This window comes from Bacillus sp. 522_BSPC, from assembly GCF_001076885.1.
In the GTDB taxonomy this organism is placed as follows: domain Bacteria; phylum Bacillota; class Bacilli; order Bacillales; family Cytobacillaceae; genus Niallia; species Niallia hominis.
Genome location: NZ_JVDT01000108.1, coordinates 1 through 17,891, shown reverse-complemented (window position 1 = coordinate 17,891; position 17,891 = coordinate 1). Strand labels below are relative to the sequence as shown.

General features: G+C 34.6%; 21 protein-coding genes. 6 read left to right on the top strand and 15 right to left on the bottom strand.

Annotated elements, in window-relative coordinates:
* Positions 1–80: 80 nt before the first annotated feature.
* The 3 genes from ADJ83_RS08325 to glnA all read right to left on the bottom strand — a co-directional run bounded on the left by ADJ83_RS08325 (position 81) and on the right by glnA (position 4,264).
* Positions 81–1,535, bottom strand: a complete 1,455-nt coding sequence (locus ADJ83_RS08325; protein ID WP_048717259.1) for an IS1182 family transposase — start codon at positions 1,533–1,535, stop codon at positions 81–83.
* Between the two features lie 163 nt (positions 1,536–1,698).
* Positions 1,699–2,631, bottom strand: coding sequence for a manganese-dependent inorganic pyrophosphatase (locus tag ADJ83_RS08320; RefSeq protein ID WP_031537649.1), 933 nt, complete (start codon positions 2,629–2,631; stop codon positions 1,699–1,701).
* A 298-nt stretch (positions 2,632–2,929) separates the two neighbouring features.
* A complete protein-coding gene (gene glnA / locus ADJ83_RS08315; RefSeq protein ID WP_031537647.1) occupies positions 2,930–4,264 on the bottom strand; it encodes a type I glutamate--ammonia ligase in 1,335 nt (444 codons plus the stop codon).
* 658 nt (positions 4,265–4,922) lie between these two features.
* Between glnA and ADJ83_RS08310 the strand changes: the two genes are divergently transcribed.
* Both ADJ83_RS08310 and ADJ83_RS08305 read left to right on the top strand, forming a co-directional pair.
* On the top strand, positions 4,923–6,143 hold the full coding sequence (locus ADJ83_RS08310; RefSeq protein WP_031537646.1) for a PLP-dependent aminotransferase family protein: 1,221 nt from the start codon (positions 4,923–4,925) through the stop codon (positions 6,141–6,143).
* Positions 6,143–7,126 carry a D-2-hydroxyacid dehydrogenase gene (locus ADJ83_RS08305; RefSeq protein ID WP_031537645.1) on the top strand — a complete coding sequence of 328 codons (984 nt, stop codon included), beginning with the start codon at positions 6,143–6,145 and terminating at the stop codon, positions 7,124–7,126. The genes ADJ83_RS08310 and ADJ83_RS08305 overlap by 1 nt, the downstream gene beginning before the upstream one ends.
* 54 nt (positions 7,127–7,180) lie before the next feature.
* Here ADJ83_RS08305 and ADJ83_RS08300 read toward each other — a convergent pair whose 3' ends face one another.
* From ADJ83_RS08300 to ADJ83_RS08285, 5 genes are all read right to left on the bottom strand, one after another.
* Positions 7,181–7,570, bottom strand: coding sequence for a rhodanese-like domain-containing protein (locus ADJ83_RS08300; protein WP_031537644.1), 390 nt, complete (start codon positions 7,568–7,570; stop codon positions 7,181–7,183).
* Between the two features lie 79 nt (positions 7,571–7,649).
* Positions 7,650–8,054 carry a GNAT family N-acetyltransferase gene (locus tag ADJ83_RS08295; RefSeq protein ID WP_192840937.1) on the bottom strand — a complete coding sequence of 135 codons (405 nt, stop codon included), beginning with the start codon at positions 8,052–8,054 and terminating at the stop codon, positions 7,650–7,652.
* 15 nt (positions 8,055–8,069) lie between these two features.
* Entirely contained in the window at positions 8,070–8,201 is a 132-nt protein-coding gene (locus ADJ83_RS26490; RefSeq protein WP_269320382.1) for a hypothetical protein, read from the bottom strand.
* Positions 8,202–8,447: 246 nt separating this feature from the next.
* On the bottom strand, positions 8,448–11,153 hold the full coding sequence (gene acnA, locus ADJ83_RS08290) for an aconitate hydratase AcnA (RefSeq protein ID WP_031537643.1): 2,706 nt from the start codon (positions 11,151–11,153) through the stop codon (positions 8,448–8,450).
* A gap of 223 nt (positions 11,154–11,376) precedes the next feature.
* A complete protein-coding gene (locus ADJ83_RS08285) occupies positions 11,377–11,634 on the bottom strand; it encodes a hypothetical protein (protein ID WP_031537642.1) in 258 nt (85 codons plus the stop codon).
* A 155-nt stretch (positions 11,635–11,789) separates the two neighbouring features.
* Here ADJ83_RS08285 and ADJ83_RS08280 point away from each other — a divergent pair, with 155 nt between their 5' ends.
* Positions 11,790–11,933 carry a small acid-soluble spore protein P gene (locus ADJ83_RS08280; RefSeq protein WP_031537641.1) on the top strand — a complete coding sequence of 48 codons (144 nt, stop codon included), beginning with the start codon at positions 11,790–11,792 and terminating at the stop codon, positions 11,931–11,933.
* A 98-nt stretch (positions 11,934–12,031) separates the two neighbouring features.
* On the opposite strand, the gene ADJ83_RS08275 is transcribed toward ADJ83_RS08280, so the two are convergent.
* Positions 12,032–12,589, bottom strand: coding sequence for a hypothetical protein (locus ADJ83_RS08275; protein WP_031537639.1), 558 nt, complete (start codon positions 12,587–12,589; stop codon positions 12,032–12,034).
* A 207-nt stretch (positions 12,590–12,796) separates the two neighbouring features.
* Here ADJ83_RS08275 and ADJ83_RS08270 point away from each other — a divergent pair, with 207 nt between their 5' ends.
* The gene (locus ADJ83_RS08270) at positions 12,797–13,156 is read left to right on the top strand and encodes a FlxA-like family protein (RefSeq protein WP_031537638.1); all 360 of its coding nucleotides are present in this window, start codon (positions 12,797–12,799) and stop codon (positions 13,154–13,156) included.
* 274 nt (positions 13,157–13,430) lie between these two features.
* On the opposite strand, the gene ADJ83_RS08265 is transcribed toward ADJ83_RS08270, so the two are convergent.
* From ADJ83_RS08265 to ADJ83_RS08245, 5 genes are read right to left on the bottom strand one after another with little or no spacing between them, the layout of a single operon-like run.
* Positions 13,431–13,730 carry a spore coat protein gene (locus ADJ83_RS08265; RefSeq protein ID WP_031537637.1) on the bottom strand — a complete coding sequence of 100 codons (300 nt, stop codon included), beginning with the start codon at positions 13,728–13,730 and terminating at the stop codon, positions 13,431–13,433.
* A complete protein-coding gene (locus ADJ83_RS08260) occupies positions 13,727–13,948 on the bottom strand; it encodes a hypothetical protein (protein WP_031537636.1) in 222 nt (73 codons plus the stop codon). The genes ADJ83_RS08265 and ADJ83_RS08260 overlap by 4 nt, the downstream gene beginning before the upstream one ends.
* Before the next feature lie 17 nt (positions 13,949–13,965).
* The gene (locus ADJ83_RS08255; RefSeq protein ID WP_031537634.1) at positions 13,966–15,102 is read right to left on the bottom strand and encodes a zinc-dependent alcohol dehydrogenase; all 1,137 of its coding nucleotides are present in this window, start codon (positions 15,100–15,102) and stop codon (positions 13,966–13,968) included.
* Between the two features lie 18 nt (positions 15,103–15,120).
* Positions 15,121–15,489: a spore coat protein gene (locus ADJ83_RS08250; RefSeq protein WP_031537631.1), complete on the bottom strand. Its 369-nt coding sequence runs from the start codon at positions 15,487–15,489 to the stop codon at positions 15,121–15,123.
* Positions 15,479–15,751, bottom strand: a complete 273-nt coding sequence (locus tag ADJ83_RS08245; protein ID WP_031537628.1) for a hypothetical protein — start codon at positions 15,749–15,751, stop codon at positions 15,479–15,481. The genes ADJ83_RS08250 and ADJ83_RS08245 overlap by 11 nt, the downstream gene beginning before the upstream one ends.
* A gap of 218 nt (positions 15,752–15,969) precedes the next feature.
* On the opposite strand from ADJ83_RS08245, the gene ADJ83_RS08240 reads away from it, so the two are divergent.
* Together ADJ83_RS08240 and ADJ83_RS08235 are read left to right on the top strand one after the other, a co-directional pair.
* Complete coding sequence (locus ADJ83_RS08240) at positions 15,970–16,728, top strand: TraR/DksA C4-type zinc finger protein (protein ID WP_031537626.1); 759 nt, start codon at positions 15,970–15,972, stop codon at positions 16,726–16,728.
* A gap of 108 nt (positions 16,729–16,836) precedes the next feature.
* Positions 16,837–17,220 (top strand): Hsp20/alpha crystallin family protein, encoded by a 384-nt coding sequence (locus tag ADJ83_RS08235; protein ID WP_048717490.1) that lies wholly within the window; start codon positions 16,837–16,839, stop codon positions 17,218–17,220.
* On the opposite strand, the gene ADJ83_RS08230 is transcribed toward ADJ83_RS08235, so the two are convergent.
* On the bottom strand, positions 17,215–17,850 hold the full coding sequence (locus ADJ83_RS08230) for a hypothetical protein (RefSeq protein WP_031537623.1): 636 nt from the start codon (positions 17,848–17,850) through the stop codon (positions 17,215–17,217). The two genes, ADJ83_RS08235 and ADJ83_RS08230, sit on opposite strands and share 6 nt — an antisense overlap.
* Positions 17,851–17,891 lie beyond the last annotated feature (41 nt).

Below are 17,891 nucleotides of genomic sequence, written 5' to 3'. Positions count from 1 at the left end.
AAAAAAAGACGACCCTCATTAAATTTTTTGAATGTAGAGTCGTCTTTTTTTATCCATTTTCTCATGAATTCCTATCTTTTTTAACTCATTAATTTCAAGATTCTTTTTAAATTCACCGTAAATATTGCCATGGCACCTTGCAATTCCATACCTAATAGACCCGAGGATTTTGCAACATTGTACCCGTGTCTGTGTTTTAATTCGCTATTTTTAGCTTCTATTTTATATCGTTCTTTCGACTTTTCTTTAAAATAGTCACTTTCTTGAAATTTTGCCTGCTCTGTATGCTCGTTTGATTTGATGCTTACAGAATATGTTTTACTTTTAGCCCCTTCCTTATAACATCCTTCCTTAAACGGACAGTGTTTACATTTTTCTATATCAAAATAGTACGTATGAACTTGATTTCTACCTTCTCCTTTTTTGCCCTGTTTTGCTTTTCTTATTGCCATATGTCCAGCCTTACAAACATACATTCCAGCATCTTTATTAAATTCAAATTCATCTTCTTTTTTACGGTATCCTTGTGTTACAGAAGGGTTTAATTTGGCTACCAATTTCATTCCATTCTTTTTTGTGAACTCGATATTTCCTTTTTCCGAATAAGCTGCATCCCCGATTACTGCCTCAACTTCCATGCCGGCTGTCATACTTTTTTCAATCAGTGTTTCTAATTGTTTTCCGTCATTCTTTTCTCCAGTTGTGACTGTTGCGGCTGTAATAATCCTTTCTTCACTCATGGCTATGTGCGTTTTGTATCCAAAAAATGAGGTATCCTCACTCTTGTGACCAACTTTAGCATCTTTATCTTCTGAAATTTGTAGATATTCGATATCGTCATTTACCGTTTCTTTTAGAAGGTTTAGTTGTTCCTTTACTTTTGGATATGGAACAAGCGTATCTTCCTTCTCAATCACCTCAATCAGTTTTTGACAATACTCCATTTCATCCTCCAAAATATCCGTTGAAGTTTTAGTGGGAAACTTATCTTTCATGCTTTCATCTATTTTATAAACAGCTTTTCTAAGCTTTTTCGAACGATCCATTAGGATTTCTTTAGGTGATTTCTGATTATAACGAGCTTTCGAATGAGTGGCATCTACGATAATAGCTTTACTTTTGATAATTCCCTTTTCAATAGCGATTTCTACGGTTTTATTAACAAGCATATCTAAAAGTTTTACGTCTTTTAAACGCAACTTTCTAAATTTGGTTAAAGAACTTGGTTCAATCACCGAATCTTCGGGTGCCATATCAAGAAAATATTTAAAAGACATATCATATTTTGAACGTTCAACAACGTCAACATCAGACAAGTCATAAATCGACTTTAATAATAAATACTTGAACATACGAATAGGATCGATGGCATTTCGACCGTTATCAAAACAATAATTTTTCTTGATTTCATCATAAACAAATGAAAAGTCAATTAAGTCATTAATTTTTCGTAACAGATTATCTTTTGGAACGACTAAATCATATAGAGCCATAAAAGGGCTAAAAAGAATCATAGACTGTTGTTTTTGAATCATAGTATCCACCCACACTGAAATTGATACTATAATTATACAATAAAAAAAGGATAGTTCCTTCAAATAATGAAGGACTATACCTTTTAGATTATGAACATTTGGAGGACTTTTTCAGTGGCCTCAATTAAATGGACTGTTTCTTCTTTTCATCATTTAGCACCTTTTATAGTTCATTAAAGGCTTCTGTTAAGACTGGTACGATTTGTTTTTTGCGTGACACAACACCTTTTAATAAAGCTGTGTTCGTTTCTAGCTGTACGTTAAATGCTTTTTCTACTGCCTGTGCTTTATTACCTAAAGCAACAGCAACAGAATCATTATTTAGAATATCTGTTACAACAAGAAGGAATAAATCTAAGCCTTTTTTAGTAATGATCGCTTGAATAGAAGATTCTAATTCTGCTTGTTTAGAAATGACATCATTTGTGTCAACTGCATTTACTTGGGCAATTTCCACTTTGTATGTACCCATTGAGAATTCTTTCGCATCAATGCTTAATAATTGATCAACTGTTTTGTCGCTTAGATCTGCACCGGCTTTAAGCATTTCTAAACCATACTCTTCCGCATTCACACCAGCAATCTCTGCTAATTCTTTAGCAGCTTGTACATCTTGCTCTGTGCATGTTGGAGATTTAAATAATAAAGAATCAGAAATGATTGCGGAAAGCATTAGCCCAGCAACTTCTTTCTTAATTTCCACATTATTTTCTTTATACATTTTATTCAAAATAGTAGCTGTACATCCTACTGGTTCTGCACGATAGTATAAAGGATCACTTGTTTCGAAGTTTGCAATACGATGATGATCAATAACTTCTAAAATTGTTACATCTTTAATGTCTTCCACACTTTGCTGAAACTCATTGTGGTCAACTAAAATAACAGACTTTGTTTCTGAACTTGCTTTTTCGATGAAACGAGGAGCTTCCTTTTTAAAATAATCTAAAGCGAACTTTGTTTCGGCGCTAATCTCACCTAGACGAACAGCTTCCGCTTCCACTCCAAGCTCTTTTTTTAATTCTGCATATGCAATAGCAGAGCAAATAGTATCCGTATCCGGATTTTTATGACCAAAAATCAATACTTTTTCCATTTAGCAAATCTCCTTATTACCATAATCTGATGACGTAATAACTAAAATCATACATCCCACTTTATTTTATCATAACTTACCAAAATTTAAAGAAAAGAACAGAAAAAAGAGGCGATTTTGCTTGGCATTTAATCACAATTTAATGTTTGAAAAGTAGAATGCCACACTAGCTAAACAACAGACCCCATTTATCTATACTTATAAAAGAAATAAATAAAACTGCAAACAAACTACCCATACAGGTGTTTATTTGCAGTCTAATAAGAGTTTGAAGCTCCTATTCTATTTAACTAGTATATTAGAATTTATATTGATAGTTTTCGATTTCCCAAGCATGAATTGTAGTACGGTAGTTATCCCACTCTTCTTTTTTAGCAGCTACATATTCAGTAAATACGTGCTCTCCAAGAGTTTTAAGACCAATTTCTCCAGCTTCAAGTTCTGCGATTGCAGCATCTAAACCACCAGGTAAGCTATCAATGCCAAGTTCTTCACGACGTTCATCTGTCATATGGAAGATATCTTCGTTAATTGGTGCTGGAGCCTTCAAGCCTTTTTCTACTCCATCTAATCCTGCAGAAGCAATAACAGCAAATGTTAGATAAGGGTTTGAAGATGGATCTGGACAACGAAGTTCAACACGAGTTGCCATTCCACGTTTTGCAGGAATGCGGATTAATGCTGAACGGTTGGATGCAGACCATGCTAAGTAACAAGGTGCTTCGTAACCAGGTACTAAACGCTTATAAGAGTTTACTAGCGGATTCGTAATAGCTACGAAATTTTTAACATTTTCTAATACACCAGCAATGAAAGAATATGCAGTATCAGATAACTCTAAATCATTGTTTGCGTCATAAAAACTATTGTCTCCATCCTTAAAGAATGACATGTTAACATGCATTCCAGAACCATTTATTCCAAATACTGGTTTTGGCATAAATGTAGCATGCAAACCATATTGAGCAGCAATTGTTTTTACAACCCATTTATATGTTGTAGCTAAATCAGCAGCTGTTAATACATCTGCATATTTGAAATTAATTTCATGTTGCCCTTCTGCTACTTCGTGGTGAAGTGCTTCAATTGTGAAGCCCATTGCTTTCAAAGTTTTGAAAATTTCCACACGAACTTTTTCCCCTAAATCTTTTGGTGATGGCTCAAAATAACCGCCTTTGTCACCTAATTCAGTAGTTGGATATCCATTTTCATCCGTAGCAAATAAGAAGAATTCTAATTCAGGTCCAACTGAAATCGTATATCCTTTTTCAGCTGCACGTTCAACAGTTTTCTTAAGAACATTTCGTGTATCGCCTTCAAATAAAGTACCATCTGGGTTTGTAACAGAGCAAAGGAAACGAGCTTCTGAATAACCTTCTGTTTCTGTCCAAGGTAATACTGCAAATGTGTTTAAATCTGGTAGTAAATAAGAGTCTGATTTGTTAATGGGAGAAAATCCTTTAATGGATGAACCATCAATCATGATTTTTCCTTCTACAGCATCATCTAATTGTTGTGCAGTAATAGTAATGTTTTTTAAAATGCCTTCAATGTCCACAAATTGTAGATGTAATAATTCTACACTTTTTTCTTTAACGATACTTTCAATTTTCTCTAATGTAAATTCAGCCATGTTAACTTACCTCACAATTCATGTTCTATTATCTAACTTGCTTTCATTATAAGGAATTATTTCTCTTAAAACAATGTTTTTTTATAATTTTTTAAAAATTATATTAGGTAGCGCTTTCATCCCTTTTCGTCGTTTTTCTCCTGTTATTGACACTATTCGCTAAGTGGATAAAGTAGGCATATGTCGAAATAATAGATTTGTATGATTCTTTTCCATATAGCTACTTTTGTAAGAATTAGTAAGCATAAAGTAAAGTGGATCTACCATCTGTAACTATTTCCACTATACTCTCTGTTGCGTAGTTAAACTATCCAGACCTTTAACGGCTGTTAAATAACCACCTACCCTCCCTTAACTCTTATAGTCATATTGTTTTTCCTATTTCACTTCTGAATTTCGTGTATTAAATAATTTTTATTATAAATTAATAAAATTCCGAATTTTTGTTATTTTATGTACTTTTTATCTTCTAATCTCTTGTTTTCTTTTATTTTTAAAGTTTTTTAATATTTCCCATTACGAAATAAATAGCTTATATTAATTGAAATAGCCTTTTTAAGAAAAGGAGTGACTTATTATCCTTTTAACAAGCAATGAACGCATTAGATAGTAAAGCTCTCTTTAATTTTTTTAAAATAACATATGGACGGTGGTAAACATGCATCTATTAAAGCAATTTTCATTTAGTAAAAGGTTCCCTGAAATAGAAGTTGTCGGATCTGCTTTTGCAGGGAAACAAGATGATCTGATCCCTTTATCTTTTGGCTTTCCTGCACCTGAATCTCTTCCAGTTGATAAAATGACCGCAGCGACAGAAGCTGCAATGAATACACAAGGAAGACAAGCTTTGGCTTATAGTGGTGGAACTGGTCCTAAGAACATCCTAAATTGGATTAAAGAGCGATCTAAGCTGAGAGAAATTGAAGCAACAGAAAAAGAAATTATCGTTACTGCAGGAAGCTCCCAAGCGATTGATTTAATCACAAGAACACTCACAGATCCTGGTGATGATATATGGGTAGAAGCACCAACCTTTTTTGGAGCCCTTAAAACATTTCGCTTAGCGGAAACGAATTTGCTTTCTTTTCCAATCGACGAACATGGCTTACGAGTGGATCTAGTCGAACAAGAGCTAATTCAACGGGTAAAAAATAATCTTCCTTTGCCAAAATTGATGTATATCATTCCAAATTACCAAAATCCAGGTGGCGTCAATTTATCTATTGAAAGAAGAAAACGCCTTGCTGAATTGGCTTATGAATACAATTTCTTTATTATTGAGGATGACGCCTATGTGGAGCTTTCCTTCAATAAAAACTACACTCCAGCTATTTATTCATTTGGACCTGAAAGAGTTATTTACTTAAGTACTTTTTCAAAGATAATCGCACCTGGCTTACGACTTGGTTGGGCAATTGGATTAAAAGAAATAATCGAAAAAATGCAAATTTTAAAAATAGATGGGTTAACAAGTGTGTATGTACAAGAAGTCACAAAGAATTTACTTGAACAAATAGATATGGATGAACAAATCAATAATTTGAATTCTATCTATCTTTCACGTAAAAACGCGATGGTTTCTGCGATAAAGCAACACTTTGGTGAAGATGTTTCCTTTCATGAACCACAAGGAGGTTTCTTTCTTTGGCTTACTTTCCCAGATGACATTGATACTAGTGAGTTTGTTGATGCCGCAATGCTGGCTGGTGTTTCCTATATCGCTGGTAAGCATTTCTTCTTACAAAACGAGGGATACAATCATATGCGTTTATGTTTTACTTTCTGTGAAGAAGAAATTATCCAAGAAGCAATTAAACGACTTGCAAAAACCTATTATGAGCATGTTAATAGTAAACAAATGATTGAGGAAGCAAATTAATGACTAATGTATCAAATATGCCTAAAATTTATATCAGAAGAACTATACCAGAAAAGTATCTTGCTCAAATATCTGCATTAGGAGCAGAAGTTATTGTGGATCATTGGGAATACGGAGAACCTGAACCACCGATAAGCCAGGATATTAGTGACTGTAATATTGTGTTAACTTTAGGTTTAACTGATACCCTATCGATTTTGAAAAATGCCCCAAATATAAAATGGGTGCAATCATTAAGTGTTGGTCTGGATGCTCTTTTACATGAGGAAGTAAGAAAGAGTGATATTGTTATTACGAATACAAAGGGTTGCACATCTGTTCCAATCGCAGAACATACAATTGCGATGATGGCTGGTTTGGCAAGAGGAATACACTTAATGATTCGAAACCAGCTGGACAATAGGTGGGCGCCCACTCCTATTACGGACCTTTCAGGCTCAACAGTTGGAATAATTGGCTATGGGGAAATTGGAAAACAAATTGCTAAACGGGCAAAAGCATTGGATATGTTTGTCATCGGCTGTAAGAAAAGACCTTCCAAATTATCTGGTGAGGATCCTGCAGATAAAATCGTTGGTCTGGACCATATAGATGATGTGATAGCAGTGGCTGATTTTCTTATTCTTGCTTTGCCTTCAACCCCTGATACATACCAGCTGATTAACAAGGAAAGATTAGCAAAAATGAAAGAAAGTAGTTTTCTAATTAATATTGGAAGAGGAAATACGATCGAAGAAGAGGAACTCATCCATTTATTAAACGAGAAAAAAATTGCTGGAGCTGCATTGGATGTATTTGAGGTAGAGCCTTTGCCACATGAACACCCATTATGGGAGGTGGAAAATGTTATTATATCTCCACATAATGCCTTCTTTTCGCCAAACACTATAAATCGTTACATGGAGGTATTTCTAGAAAATATCCAGCGATTTAAAGATGGCAAAGACCTAATCAATGTAGTTGATAAACAATTGGGCTATTAATAAGGAAAAAACTGCCGAATTTAATCTCGGCAGTTTTTTTACTTGCTCATTCACTTATACTGTTTCAAACCCTTCTTTTTTCCATGCAGTTGTTCCGCCTTCGATAAAAGCAACATCAGTAAATCCCATTTGTTTTAATAAATATGCACCAAGTGATGCTTGTCCACCAAGACCGCATGTAACAAGAACTGGACGATTACGATCAGCTAATTCTGGATCTCTTAATTCTTCCGGCAATTCCAAATCAGCACGAATTGGAAGCATTCCTAAAGAGATATTAACAGAGCTTGGAATTAAGCCACATGCTCCTGCATCTGCTGCATCTTGCACATCAATTATGTAAGTGTTTGGGTTTTCCTCCATTTTCTTTTTTGCTTCTACAGATGAAATTCCAGGTACATTCTTTCTTGCTTCTTCGACTAGTTGACCAAAAGTTAATGGCATTTACATCACTCCTTATATTATCTAACATTTACATAGTAACAAAATTTTCCTCCATTTACTAATAAATCGCTTCCTTTTTTTACTCAGACAAGAACCTTGACATTATAATGGTAGAATAGTATTCTCCGTCTTCAAGTAGTTTATCCTTTTTTAATATTCCTTCTACTTCAAATCCAAATCGTTTATATAATTTTATTGCTTTCTCATTCGTTTCGATTACAGATAGTGTCATTTTCGCCATTTTATTTTCCGTTGCCCATGTTAAGGATGCTTGTAATAATTTCGGTCCAACTTTATAGCCCCAATAGTCCTTTAATACTCCAATGCCAAATTCTACTTTATGCATAAGACGTTTCAAGCTAGTGCCTTCGCATCGTGAAAAAGCAATAATTTGACCTGTTTCTGTTTCAGCTAGTAAAAACAATCGATTGAATCCTTGTAAATCTGTATGAATCAATTGTTTAAAATCATTTGGAGTTAGCATCCCTTCACCAGGATTTCAATCAAAGAAAGATGTTTCTCCATCTATTTTTAGCCTTATTTGCGAAAGTTGATCTGCGTCTTTTTCTTCTGCACATCTTATCGTATAACGTAATCCATTTTGATGATAAGAAATGGGAATTATTTTCATGAAATAGTATTCTCCTTCATTTAAGATTGTAAATATATACTAATATTATAAAAAATTACGCTAAGGTATGTAGAGGAACTATTAAGTCAATAGAATGAATCAATAAAAATCCTACTAAGATAATAATTCCTAATGAAAAAAACTCTCTCTAGAATGAGACATTTTGTCTAACTATTGAGCATTAACTTACCCAAAAAGCTAGAAAAAACTTGTCAACCTTCCATAGAGAGAGCTTCTCTTAATCTATTAGTTTTTTAATTTCTCACGTAATACCATTGGCAAAATACCACCATGGCGATAGTAATCAATTTCTACTTCAGAGTCAAAACGCACTAACGCTTCGAATGTAATCTTCTTTCCATCTTCTGTAGTAGCTGTTACTTCTAAGAAATCACGTGGTTTAACCGTTTCGTCTACATATACGTTAAATGTTTCTTTTCCCGTTAAACCTAAGCTTTCAGCATTCTCGCCCTCTTTAAATTGTAATGGAAGTACTCCCATTAACACTAAGTTAGAACGGTGAATTCTCTCAAAGCTTTCTGCGATAACTGTTTTAATACCTAATAGGTTTGTTCCTTTTGCAGCCCAGTCACGAGATGAACCCATTCCGTAATCTTTTCCTGCAATAACCATTAAGCCAGTTCCTTCTTCTTTGTACTTCATACATGCATCATAAATGGAGGTTACTTCACCTGTTGGCCAGTGCGTTGTGAATCCACCTTCTGTTCCTGGTGCAATTTGGTTACGAATACGTATATTCGCAAATGTTCCTCTCATCATAACTTCATGGTTACCACGACGAGAACCGTATGAGTTGAAATCACGTGGCGCTACACCATTATCTTTTAAGTATTTACCAGCTGGAGTATTTACTCCGATTGCACCTGCAGGAGAGATATGGTCAGTCGTTACCGAATCGCCGAACTTCCCTACAACTCGCAAGCTTTTTAATGGTAATACTTGTTCAGGATCAGGCTTTAATCCTTCAAAGAACGGTGGGTTTTGAATATAAGTAGAAGTATCATCAAAACTATATAACGAATCACTGCTTGTTTGAATTTCGTTCCAGCGCTCATTATCATCAAATACTCTGTCATATTCTTTATTAAATAGATCAGGCGTAACTGTTCGATGAACTAGTTCGTTTACTTCTTCTGTAGATGGCCAAATATCCTTAAAGAATACATCGTTACCATCTTTATCTTTTCCAATAGGTTCTTTTTGTAGGTCAATATCCACTGTTCCAGCAAGTGCATAAGCAACAACCAATGGTGGTGAAGCTAAATAGTTTGCTTTTACTAGCGGATGAATGCGGCCTTCAAAGTTACGGTTACCAGATAATACACTTGTTACAAGTAAATCGGAATCTGAAATAGCTTTCTCAATTTCTTCTTTAAGCGGACCTGAGTTACCGATACATGTCGTACATCCATAACCTACAAGGTTGAATCCAATTTGCTCTAAATATGGTAGTAGTCCAGAATCTCTTAAATAACCAGTAACTACTTTAGAACCTGGTGCTAAAGATGTTTTCACAAACTTAGGTACTTCCATACCTTTTTCTACTGCTTTTTTCGCAACTAATCCTGCACCAACTAATACATATGGATTGGATGTATTTGTACAGCTTGTAATCGCCGCAATTGCAACAGAGCCAGTCTTCATTGTAGTGGAATCTCCATTTGCAAAATCAACTACTACTTCTTTATCAAATTCGTCTGCTTTTAAGCCAAAACCTTGGTTTCCTTCTGGTGCTGTTACAGACGCATTAAATACCTCTTTCAATTTAGAAAGTGGAATTAAATCTTGCGGTCTTTTTGGACCAGAAAGATTTGGCTCAATTTCTGCTAGGTTTATCTCTACAACATCTGTATATACCGGTTCTAAATTCGGATCGAAGAATAAACCGTTTTCTTTACAGTAAGCCTCAACAACATTGATTTGCTCTTCGGAACGCCCAGTTAAGCGCATGTAGGATAAAGATTCCTTATCGACTGGGAAGAATCCACAAGTTGCTCCATATTCTGGTGCCATATTCGCAATGGTTGCACGGTCTGCAAGTGGTAATTGCGGGACACCAGGTCCATAGAATTCAACAAACTTTCCGACTACACCTTTTGAACGAAGTACTTGTGTTACTTTTAAGGCTAGGTCTGTTGCAGTAGAACCGTTTGGCATTTCACCAACAAGTTTTACCCCTACTACTTCTGGTACTGGAAAATAAGAAGGTTGTCCCAACATACCTGCTTCTGCTTCAATTCCACCAACACCCCAGCCAAGCACACCGATACCGTTAATCATTGTTGTATGAGAATCAGTACCAACTAATGTATCTGGGAATGTTTCGTATTCGCCCTCTGGCGTTTCATTAACATGTACTACATTTGCTAAATATTCTAAATTTACTTGGTGAACGATACCGGTTGCTGGCGGTACGGCACGATAATTATCAAATGCCTTTTGCGCCCAGCTTAAGAATTGATATCTTTCTGCATTTCTTTCGAATTCTAATTCCATATTTGCTTTTAATGCATCTGGAGTTCCGTATTTATCTACCTGGACACTGTGGTCGATAACTAGGTCTACTGGTTTCTCAGGATTAATTTTACTAGGATCTCCGCCTAAGTCAGCCATTGCTTTTCGTAGAGAAGCAAGGTCAACAACTGCAGGAACGCCTGTAAAGTCTTGGAGGATTACCCTCGAAGGTTTAAATGGAACATCAATTTCCTTTACCTCATCCGTTCCCCATTTTGCAAGATTTTCTACATGCTCTTGTTTAATAACAAAATCGTCCATTTGTCGTAAAACTGATTCTAGTAACACCTTGATAGAATAAGGCAATTTCGATACTTTACCGATTCCCTTCTTTTCCAAAGCTGCTAATTGATAGTAATGATAGCGCTTCCCACCTACTTCAAATGATTGGCGGGCATTATAAAAATCCTTTGCCATATGTATTACCCCCTCATTGTAATCATATACCAAAAATAGAAAAATAGTCGAACAATTTGATCACTCTATTATCTATTTACCATCTATAATTTTAATACAAGGAGCATGATAAGTAAATAACAAGTAAGTTATCAAATACGATAAGTTTTTCTTATTGACTTTCATTTTCTTGCTGAAAAAATAGACCATCGAAAAAGACTGGCTTTTCAGATGGTCTCCTATTTTAGATTTCGTTTACTTCGTCAACAATACTTTTTAAATCTTTTTGAAAGCTTTCTAATTGCTCCTTTTGATGCTCAGAAGCTACTTCCAAAGCATTTTCAATTTGTTGATATGTTTCATTTATTTCTTGTTTTAAATGCTTAAGCTGATGTCCATAATTAGCTGAGTCTTTTACTATATCCTGATAAAGATTCTGCGTTTCATACAAATTTCGTTGGGCATCTTGAAAAGCTTCTTGTTTATTACTATGATAAGGCATGTTCATATCCTCCTGCATTATATATTCATGTTGCTTACCAATAAGTTGTGCAGAGAATCATAAAAATATGCGGTATAAATGTCGGCTTGAAAAACCATTCTATAAAGGTAGTGAAGCAATACCTCTTCATGAAAAAACGAAAGGAGAGAATACAAATGAACAAAAATGATAGCAAAGATATGAGAAGAAACGCGCCTAAAGGGAATCAATCAGGACAGCCCGAGCCACTTAGCGGTAGCAAAAAGGTTAAAAATCGTAACCATTCAAGACAAAAGCATAACAACCACCATGATATGTAAGCAACACTAATTTATTTTTAATATATTATACTTGTCACACATTTACATGATCATATATGTGGTAAAAAGAGCCTTCTCAAAGTTGAGTTGGGCTCTTTTTACTTCTGATAAAAAGCAACAAAGAATTTTGTCAATCCATAAGCAAGCATTGAAATAATAACATCTATTAAAAAAACATGAAAATTATTTAGTCCTTTTACAAGGGCAATAAATCCAATTTTCTTTTCAATAGGAACAAATAGGAAGGCAATTACAGCAGCCAATACTATGGACCATAATAGATAATTCTTATCCTGTTTTATACAATACTGATATAATAGCATAAAAGAAACGGGAAGAAAGGAAGATGTTATTCCAATGGCTTGTGGTAAGAACGGAAGAAGAAAATAATGATGATCCATAAGCCCCAATCTGATCAATATTATTTCTGTATAAGTCCATAGCATATGTACAGTGTATCCAAAGAATAGAATTTGAAGTGCTTTCCCTTTATCCAGTTTTATTAAAAGAACAATAAGTGGGAGAATTAAACAGGTTAGAATAATCCAAAATTGCCAGCTAGTCCAATCAGAATGCTCATGCCAATAGGAACTAATTAAAGAGGATACTTTCGCACTTGCATGGTTAATTTTACTCCAATACTCTTCAACTGACATAGTATTTCCTCCCATTAAAATTATTTATCTATTCTTCTGTAATTTGTCCTAGATACGTCATTTTATACTTAGGTGAAATGACTCTTTTTTAGTTATAAACCTATCTATCATGCCGTTATTTTAAAGCTTTGCTATAAAATCTTAAGAAAAAATAAAGAAATCTTTCTTATAATTAATTATTATTAAATAGGAAGGGAAAGAGAAAGCATGATACAATCTATTTCAAATACCAGCACAGGAATTACTAGCACAAGCACCCGTTCCTCTGATGTGACCAATCAAATTAAAACATTAGAAGCCCAAAAGCAACAATTACAATCACAGCAAACTCAAATTGAGCAAAATGAAAGCATTCAAGAAGAAGAAAGAGAAAAACAGATTGAACAGCTTAAAAAGCAAATTTCTGAAATAGAAGAACAGATTCAAGCACTGCAGAATCAGAAATCAGAAGGAAGTAGTAGTTCCAATACAGCTTCAAAAATACAAGAAGATAATATACTTATCAGTAGGGAAGCATACACTTTGTACAAGGATTCAAAAAAAGAAACGGAGAATAATCCAAAATAGTCCATATATCAAAAGTGAATATCCTATTCTTCACTTGATAAATATTGTTCAAAGCTTTGCTAAGATAGTGAGACCGATTTCAAGAGGAAACCGGTCTCCGTTATCTTTTATACTGAATAAATCTTAGCCAATGCTTTCAATAGTATTTTTTCAAACTTGTATGGTAACACAAGCCAATTGTTTTTTTAGTTATGAAATGATTCATGCCTTCAGTAAGCTGTCATTGTGAATAATTCATGTAATCTCGTCTCCACGAACTTCTCCTATTTTTTCATTACAATATAGGCAAATTTAAGGCTGTATCAATATTTTGCAAATTAAGATTGATTTGTTCCTTTGGCTCAAAAGCGTGATACCAGCCTTTTTCAGCCATATAACTTGATAATCTTTCATGCATATCAAGTGCTTCATCTAAATGACGTCCGAGTATCTCTTTTATTTCAGGATGAACAGTTTCCGTTATTGCCATAGAATAATTTCTGATTCCGCTTTTTACTGAAATTAATAAATCAGTCGCAATAATTTGATCGGTTAAAGCATCCATGCCTGTCAAATATTCAATAATAGAATTCATTGCATTTTCACTCCTAAGCCTTCCATCTCTTTCGCTTTTGATAAGATAGAGGAAAATTCTTGTAGCTGTCTAGTTGAAAGGTCTACATCCTCCATCATCATATCTTTTAGCAGAGGGTCTGATACTAACGCACGCATTGTTTTGGATTTTGTCAAACAAATCGTTTTAAAAGTAGCTAATTCTTGAACCTCTAGCACCTCATGTAAACAATAGTTCATTTTATTCCCTTCTTTCCTTATGGTTTGAGAACAACTTTTATACAATTGTCTGTTTTCGTATCAAAAATTTCATAGCCGTGCTTTGCTTCACTAAGAGGTATAACGTGGCTAACTACATCACTTGGATCAATTTTGCCACTAGAGACTAATTCAAACATATATGGCATATAATGAATAACCGGTGCTTGTCCAGAACGAATATTAACATTGCGCTGCATAATATCCCCTAATGGAAAACCATTATATCTACCACCATAAACCCCTGTTAGTTGAATGGTTCCACATTTGCGAACTGCTTGGGCTGCCATGACTAGGGCACTCATTGTTCCGCCTTGTAGCTTCATGCCACTTGCTAGAAATTCTAGGTCATTCATCTTCCCATCCATTCCAACCGCATCTATTACAACATCTGCTCCACCTTTTGTGATTTCCTTTAAATAGTTTCCTACGTTTTCATGCTGTTCAAAATTAACTATTTCTACCTTATTCGTCCGTTTAGCATGTTGAAGCCGATAATCAATGTAATCTACAGCTATCACACGCTTTGCTCCTTTTAGCCAAGCAAACTTTTGTGAAAAAAGCCCAACAGGTCCACAACCAAATACAATGACCGTATCACCTTCCTTAACACCTGCATTATCAACACTCCAAAAACCTGTTGTCATTGCATCGGAAATTACACTTAGCTTTTCATCGGGCTCCTCACAAGTTTCTGGAATTTTAAAATGGGTAAAATTAGCAAAAGGCACCCGTAGATACTCTGCTTGGCCGCCTGGATAGCCACCTGTATTTCCTGAATAGCCAAAATAGGCACCCATATCTCCATGATCATTGGAATTATCACATTGACTCTCCAAATTATTTTTACAATACTGGCATTCTCCACAAGCAATATTAAAAGGAATAATGACTCGATCCCCTTTTTTTAGTTTCGTTACACCGGGTCCAATTTCTTCCACAATTCCCATCGGTTCATGGCCAATTATATAGTTTTCCTCTAAATTTGGAATCATTCCATGAATTAAATGCAAATCAGATCCACAAATAGCAGTGCTCGTTACCTTTATAATCATGTCATCTGCCTTTAAAATCTTCGGATCCTCTACTTCTTTCACTTCCACATTTTTAATTCCTTGATATGTTACTGCTTTCATTCCATATACCCTCCAAGTTTAATGCGCATCAGGTGTCCGATCAAACATTCCTTTGCGATTTGTTTCACCAGTAAATAAGTTCATATTTCCAATCATTATTGTATTCTTTGCAGAAAGCTGGTCCAATTGATATTGCTCACTTAAATCATGGGGATGAAACCACTTTTTTTCCAACATCAATTCGGTAATTTCTTGATGCATTTGAATTGCCTGCTTAAGCTGTTTGCGCAAGAGAATTCTTAAATCAGGTGATGCTGTTTCAGTTAGTGCTACTGCTAAATTTCTTACTCCTTCTTTAGCGCGAATAAGAAAATCGGTTGCTAAGGTTGTATCAGCAAGCTCTGGCATATTTAATGCATTAATGGGATCAAGATAGTCATTGTTCAACTTTTATACCTTCCTCTCCATCTAAAATTGGTGTTGGACGCATTTCTGGGATTACCGTTTCAAATGGGCCATTCTTATACATTTCTTGTAGTTCTGACAGTGCCAGAATAGACTGTTCAACATCTTTTTTCATTAAATTTTTTAAGTCTTGGTCAAAAACAAGACCTTGCATTAACTTTGATTTTGCTATGCATAGTGTTTTAAAATTGATAACTTCATGTAAATCCAATGATTCATGTGGAGTCAAGCTTTTGCTTTCCATGACCAATTACCTCCTGTCTTAATAAGAATTACTTAGCTATTTTCTCCTTCTTTCGTTGTCATCTCACTAACAATATTTAACAATTAATTCCCTTTATAATAAATCCTCTCTATTTCAGTAAAAGAGAAAATAAAATTATGTACATTTTCCCTTTAATGTTCTTGTTTCTTTTGCTCATACTAATAAAGCAAATGACTTCTTGAAAGGATTAGGTTCTTATGCTAAATAAACAACAAATGTCCCATTTTCAAAAAGTATTAGATGAACAGAAAAGAGATTTAGAAGTAAGATTTGATCAAAATGATAATTTAGGATTGAAAGATGGGCATTACCATGAATCTGTTGGAGAGTTATCAAGTTATGATAATCATCCAGGTGATGAAGGAACAGAGCTTTATGAGCGTGAGAAGGATATCGCCCTTGCTGAACATTATCATCATGAATATATGGGAGTTTTAAATGCTTTAAAAGCAATAGACGAAGGAACATACGGAAAATGCGCAACCTGTTCTCAAGATATACCGATTGAAAGATTGGAGGTTATTCCTACTACACTTTATTGTAGGGAACATTCTCCTGATCAGAAAATTTCTGAAAAGCGACCTGTGGAAGAAGAAATTTTAATGCCTCCTTTCGGCAAGTTTGATATGGATAATAAAGATGAATCTGTCGTATTTGATGCAGAGGATTCTTGGCAGGAGGTTTCTAGCTGGGGAACATCCGAGACGCCATCTGATTTTGCCCATCCAGACTTTGATCATTATAATGACGTATACACAGAGAGCAATGAGAATATTGGCTATGTGGAAGATTACGAAAATTTCATCGGTGTTGATATAGAAGGGAAAAATATAACTGTCTATCCGAATGAGCAGCATAAACGATATGAACAAAGCTTAGACGAAGAAGGCATTATGACAACATTTGGTGACTTGCCTGCATATGAGCATGAACCTTATGTTGAAAATGAGGATTAAAATTATTTGTCTTTCTTAGGGGAGAGTATTCTCCCCTATACTTTGTAGATTCTCCGTCACTCTTTCCCCCTCTTTAGAATATGCTACATATACTAAGGAGGACTTAATATGAATGATGATAACTGGATTCATTTAATGGATGAATGGTTTAAAAATCATTTTCTTGATCCACTTACTTCCGTATTAGATGAAGCAGAATTTCGCATTGATGTATATGAAACAGAGAAGGAGTATATTGTCGAAGCATTTTTACCAAATTGCCGGGCAGGCGATATTCATATTTCAGTTGAAAAAAATCTCCTAATTATTAAGGCATTCCTTCAAGATTCGATTTCTTCTGAGGAAAAGAGGAGAACAATTGATTTTCCGATTGCTATAACTCAAAATCCAATACATGCTGTATACACAAATCAAATTCTTGAAATTTTCATTCAGAAAGAAAAGCAACAGAACTATTTGCAATCATCTTCTGTCCCAATTCAAAATCTATAAAGATAATTCCCTTTCATATGTTTTTAACAATGTATAATATTGGATGCCTTTTGTATGCTTTAAAGCACTTTTAGCATGCCTTTTCGCAATGTCCTCTTCCCCATTTTTTAACGCAATTTCTGCTAATAGTGCTTCTTTCATCCATTTTTTCTTTATCGCTTTCATCGACTTATTAGCTTCTGCTAATTTATTTTCTTTAATAAAAATCAATGTTCGATAGTACAGCTTTTGTTCTGATTTCTTTATTTTCTCTACCTCTTCCCCAAGATATAACGTCTTATCAAAATAAAGAGAAAATATAATCGTGAAAAGAGCATACTGAGACTGATACTTTTTCTGTTTTATCAGTTTCCGATAGCTCGTAATCACCCTTTTATCGTCTTTATTGCTTATCGCATAAACAAAGCTGTAATAGGGATGCTTTCTATTTTTTTTAAATAGCTTTTCCAATTTATTTATATTTCTCGTTGCGTTAACACTAATCAATGTTGTTAAGTACATGATGATTAGGACTATAATATAACAAATTAATATATTCAGAGTGACAGGAAATGAAAAATAGTTGTCCAATAGAAAGAAAGTAAAAAAAGCAACTATTATCCCAATAATAAACGTTATTACGGAAACCAAAACTATTCCTCCCTTATGTAAATAAAGCACGTGCTAATCGT

Excerpts from the sequence above, each read along its gene's own strand:
- ADJ83_RS08295 (WP_192840937.1), bottom strand. The coding sequence starts at position 8,054 with ATGCTAACTCCAAATGATTTTAAACAATTGATTCATACAGATTTACAA.
- ADJ83_RS08255 (WP_031537634.1), bottom strand. The coding sequence starts at position 15,102 with ATGAAAGCAGTAACATATCAAGGAATTAAAAATGTGGAAGTGAAAGAA.
- ADJ83_RS08260 (WP_031537636.1), bottom strand. The coding sequence starts at position 13,948 with ATGAACTATTGTTTACATGAGGTGCTAGAGGTTCAAGAATTAGCTACT.
- ADJ83_RS26490 (WP_269320382.1), bottom strand. The coding sequence starts at position 8,201 with ATGAAAATAATTCCCATTTCTTATCATCAAAATGGATTACGTTATACG.
- ADJ83_RS08280 (WP_031537641.1), top strand. The coding sequence starts at position 11,790 with ATGAACAAAAATGATAGCAAAGATATGAGAAGAAACGCGCCTAAAGGG.
- ADJ83_RS08275 (WP_031537639.1), bottom strand. The coding sequence starts at position 12,589 with ATGTCAGTTGAAGAGTATTGGAGTAAAATTAACCATGCAAGTGCGAAA.
- ADJ83_RS08300 (WP_031537644.1), bottom strand. The coding sequence starts at position 7,570 with ATGCCATTAACTTTTGGTCAACTAGTCGAAGAAGCAAGAAAGAATGTA.
- ADJ83_RS08245 (WP_031537628.1), bottom strand. The coding sequence starts at position 15,751 with ATGGAAAGCAAAAGCTTGACTCCACATGAATCATTGGATTTACATGAA.
- ADJ83_RS08305 (WP_031537645.1), top strand. The coding sequence starts at position 6,143 with ATGACTAATGTATCAAATATGCCTAAAATTTATATCAGAAGAACTATA.
- ADJ83_RS08235 (WP_048717490.1), top strand. The coding sequence starts at position 16,837 with ATGAATGATGATAACTGGATTCATTTAATGGATGAATGGTTTAAAAAT.
- ADJ83_RS08270 (WP_031537638.1), top strand. The coding sequence starts at position 12,797 with ATGATACAATCTATTTCAAATACCAGCACAGGAATTACTAGCACAAGC.
- ADJ83_RS08240 (WP_031537626.1), top strand. The coding sequence starts at position 15,970 with ATGCTAAATAAACAACAAATGTCCCATTTTCAAAAAGTATTAGATGAA.
- ADJ83_RS08320 (WP_031537649.1), bottom strand. The coding sequence starts at position 2,631 with ATGGAAAAAGTATTGATTTTTGGTCATAAAAATCCGGATACGGATACT.
- ADJ83_RS08310 (WP_031537646.1), top strand. The coding sequence starts at position 4,923 with ATGCATCTATTAAAGCAATTTTCATTTAGTAAAAGGTTCCCTGAAATA.
- ADJ83_RS08265 (WP_031537637.1), bottom strand. The coding sequence starts at position 13,730 with ATGAATTCTATTATTGAATATTTGACAGGCATGGATGCTTTAACCGAT.
- ADJ83_RS08325 (WP_048717259.1), bottom strand. The coding sequence starts at position 1,535 with ATGATTCAAAAACAACAGTCTATGATTCTTTTTAGCCCTTTTATGGCT.
- glnA (WP_031537647.1), bottom strand. The coding sequence starts at position 4,264 with ATGGCTGAATTTACATTAGAGAAAATTGAAAGTATCGTTAAAGAAAAA.
- ADJ83_RS08285 (WP_031537642.1), bottom strand. The coding sequence starts at position 11,634 with ATGCCTTATCATAGTAATAAACAAGAAGCTTTTCAAGATGCCCAACGA.
- acnA (WP_031537643.1), bottom strand. The coding sequence starts at position 11,153 with ATGGCAAAGGATTTTTATAATGCCCGCCAATCATTTGAAGTAGGTGGG.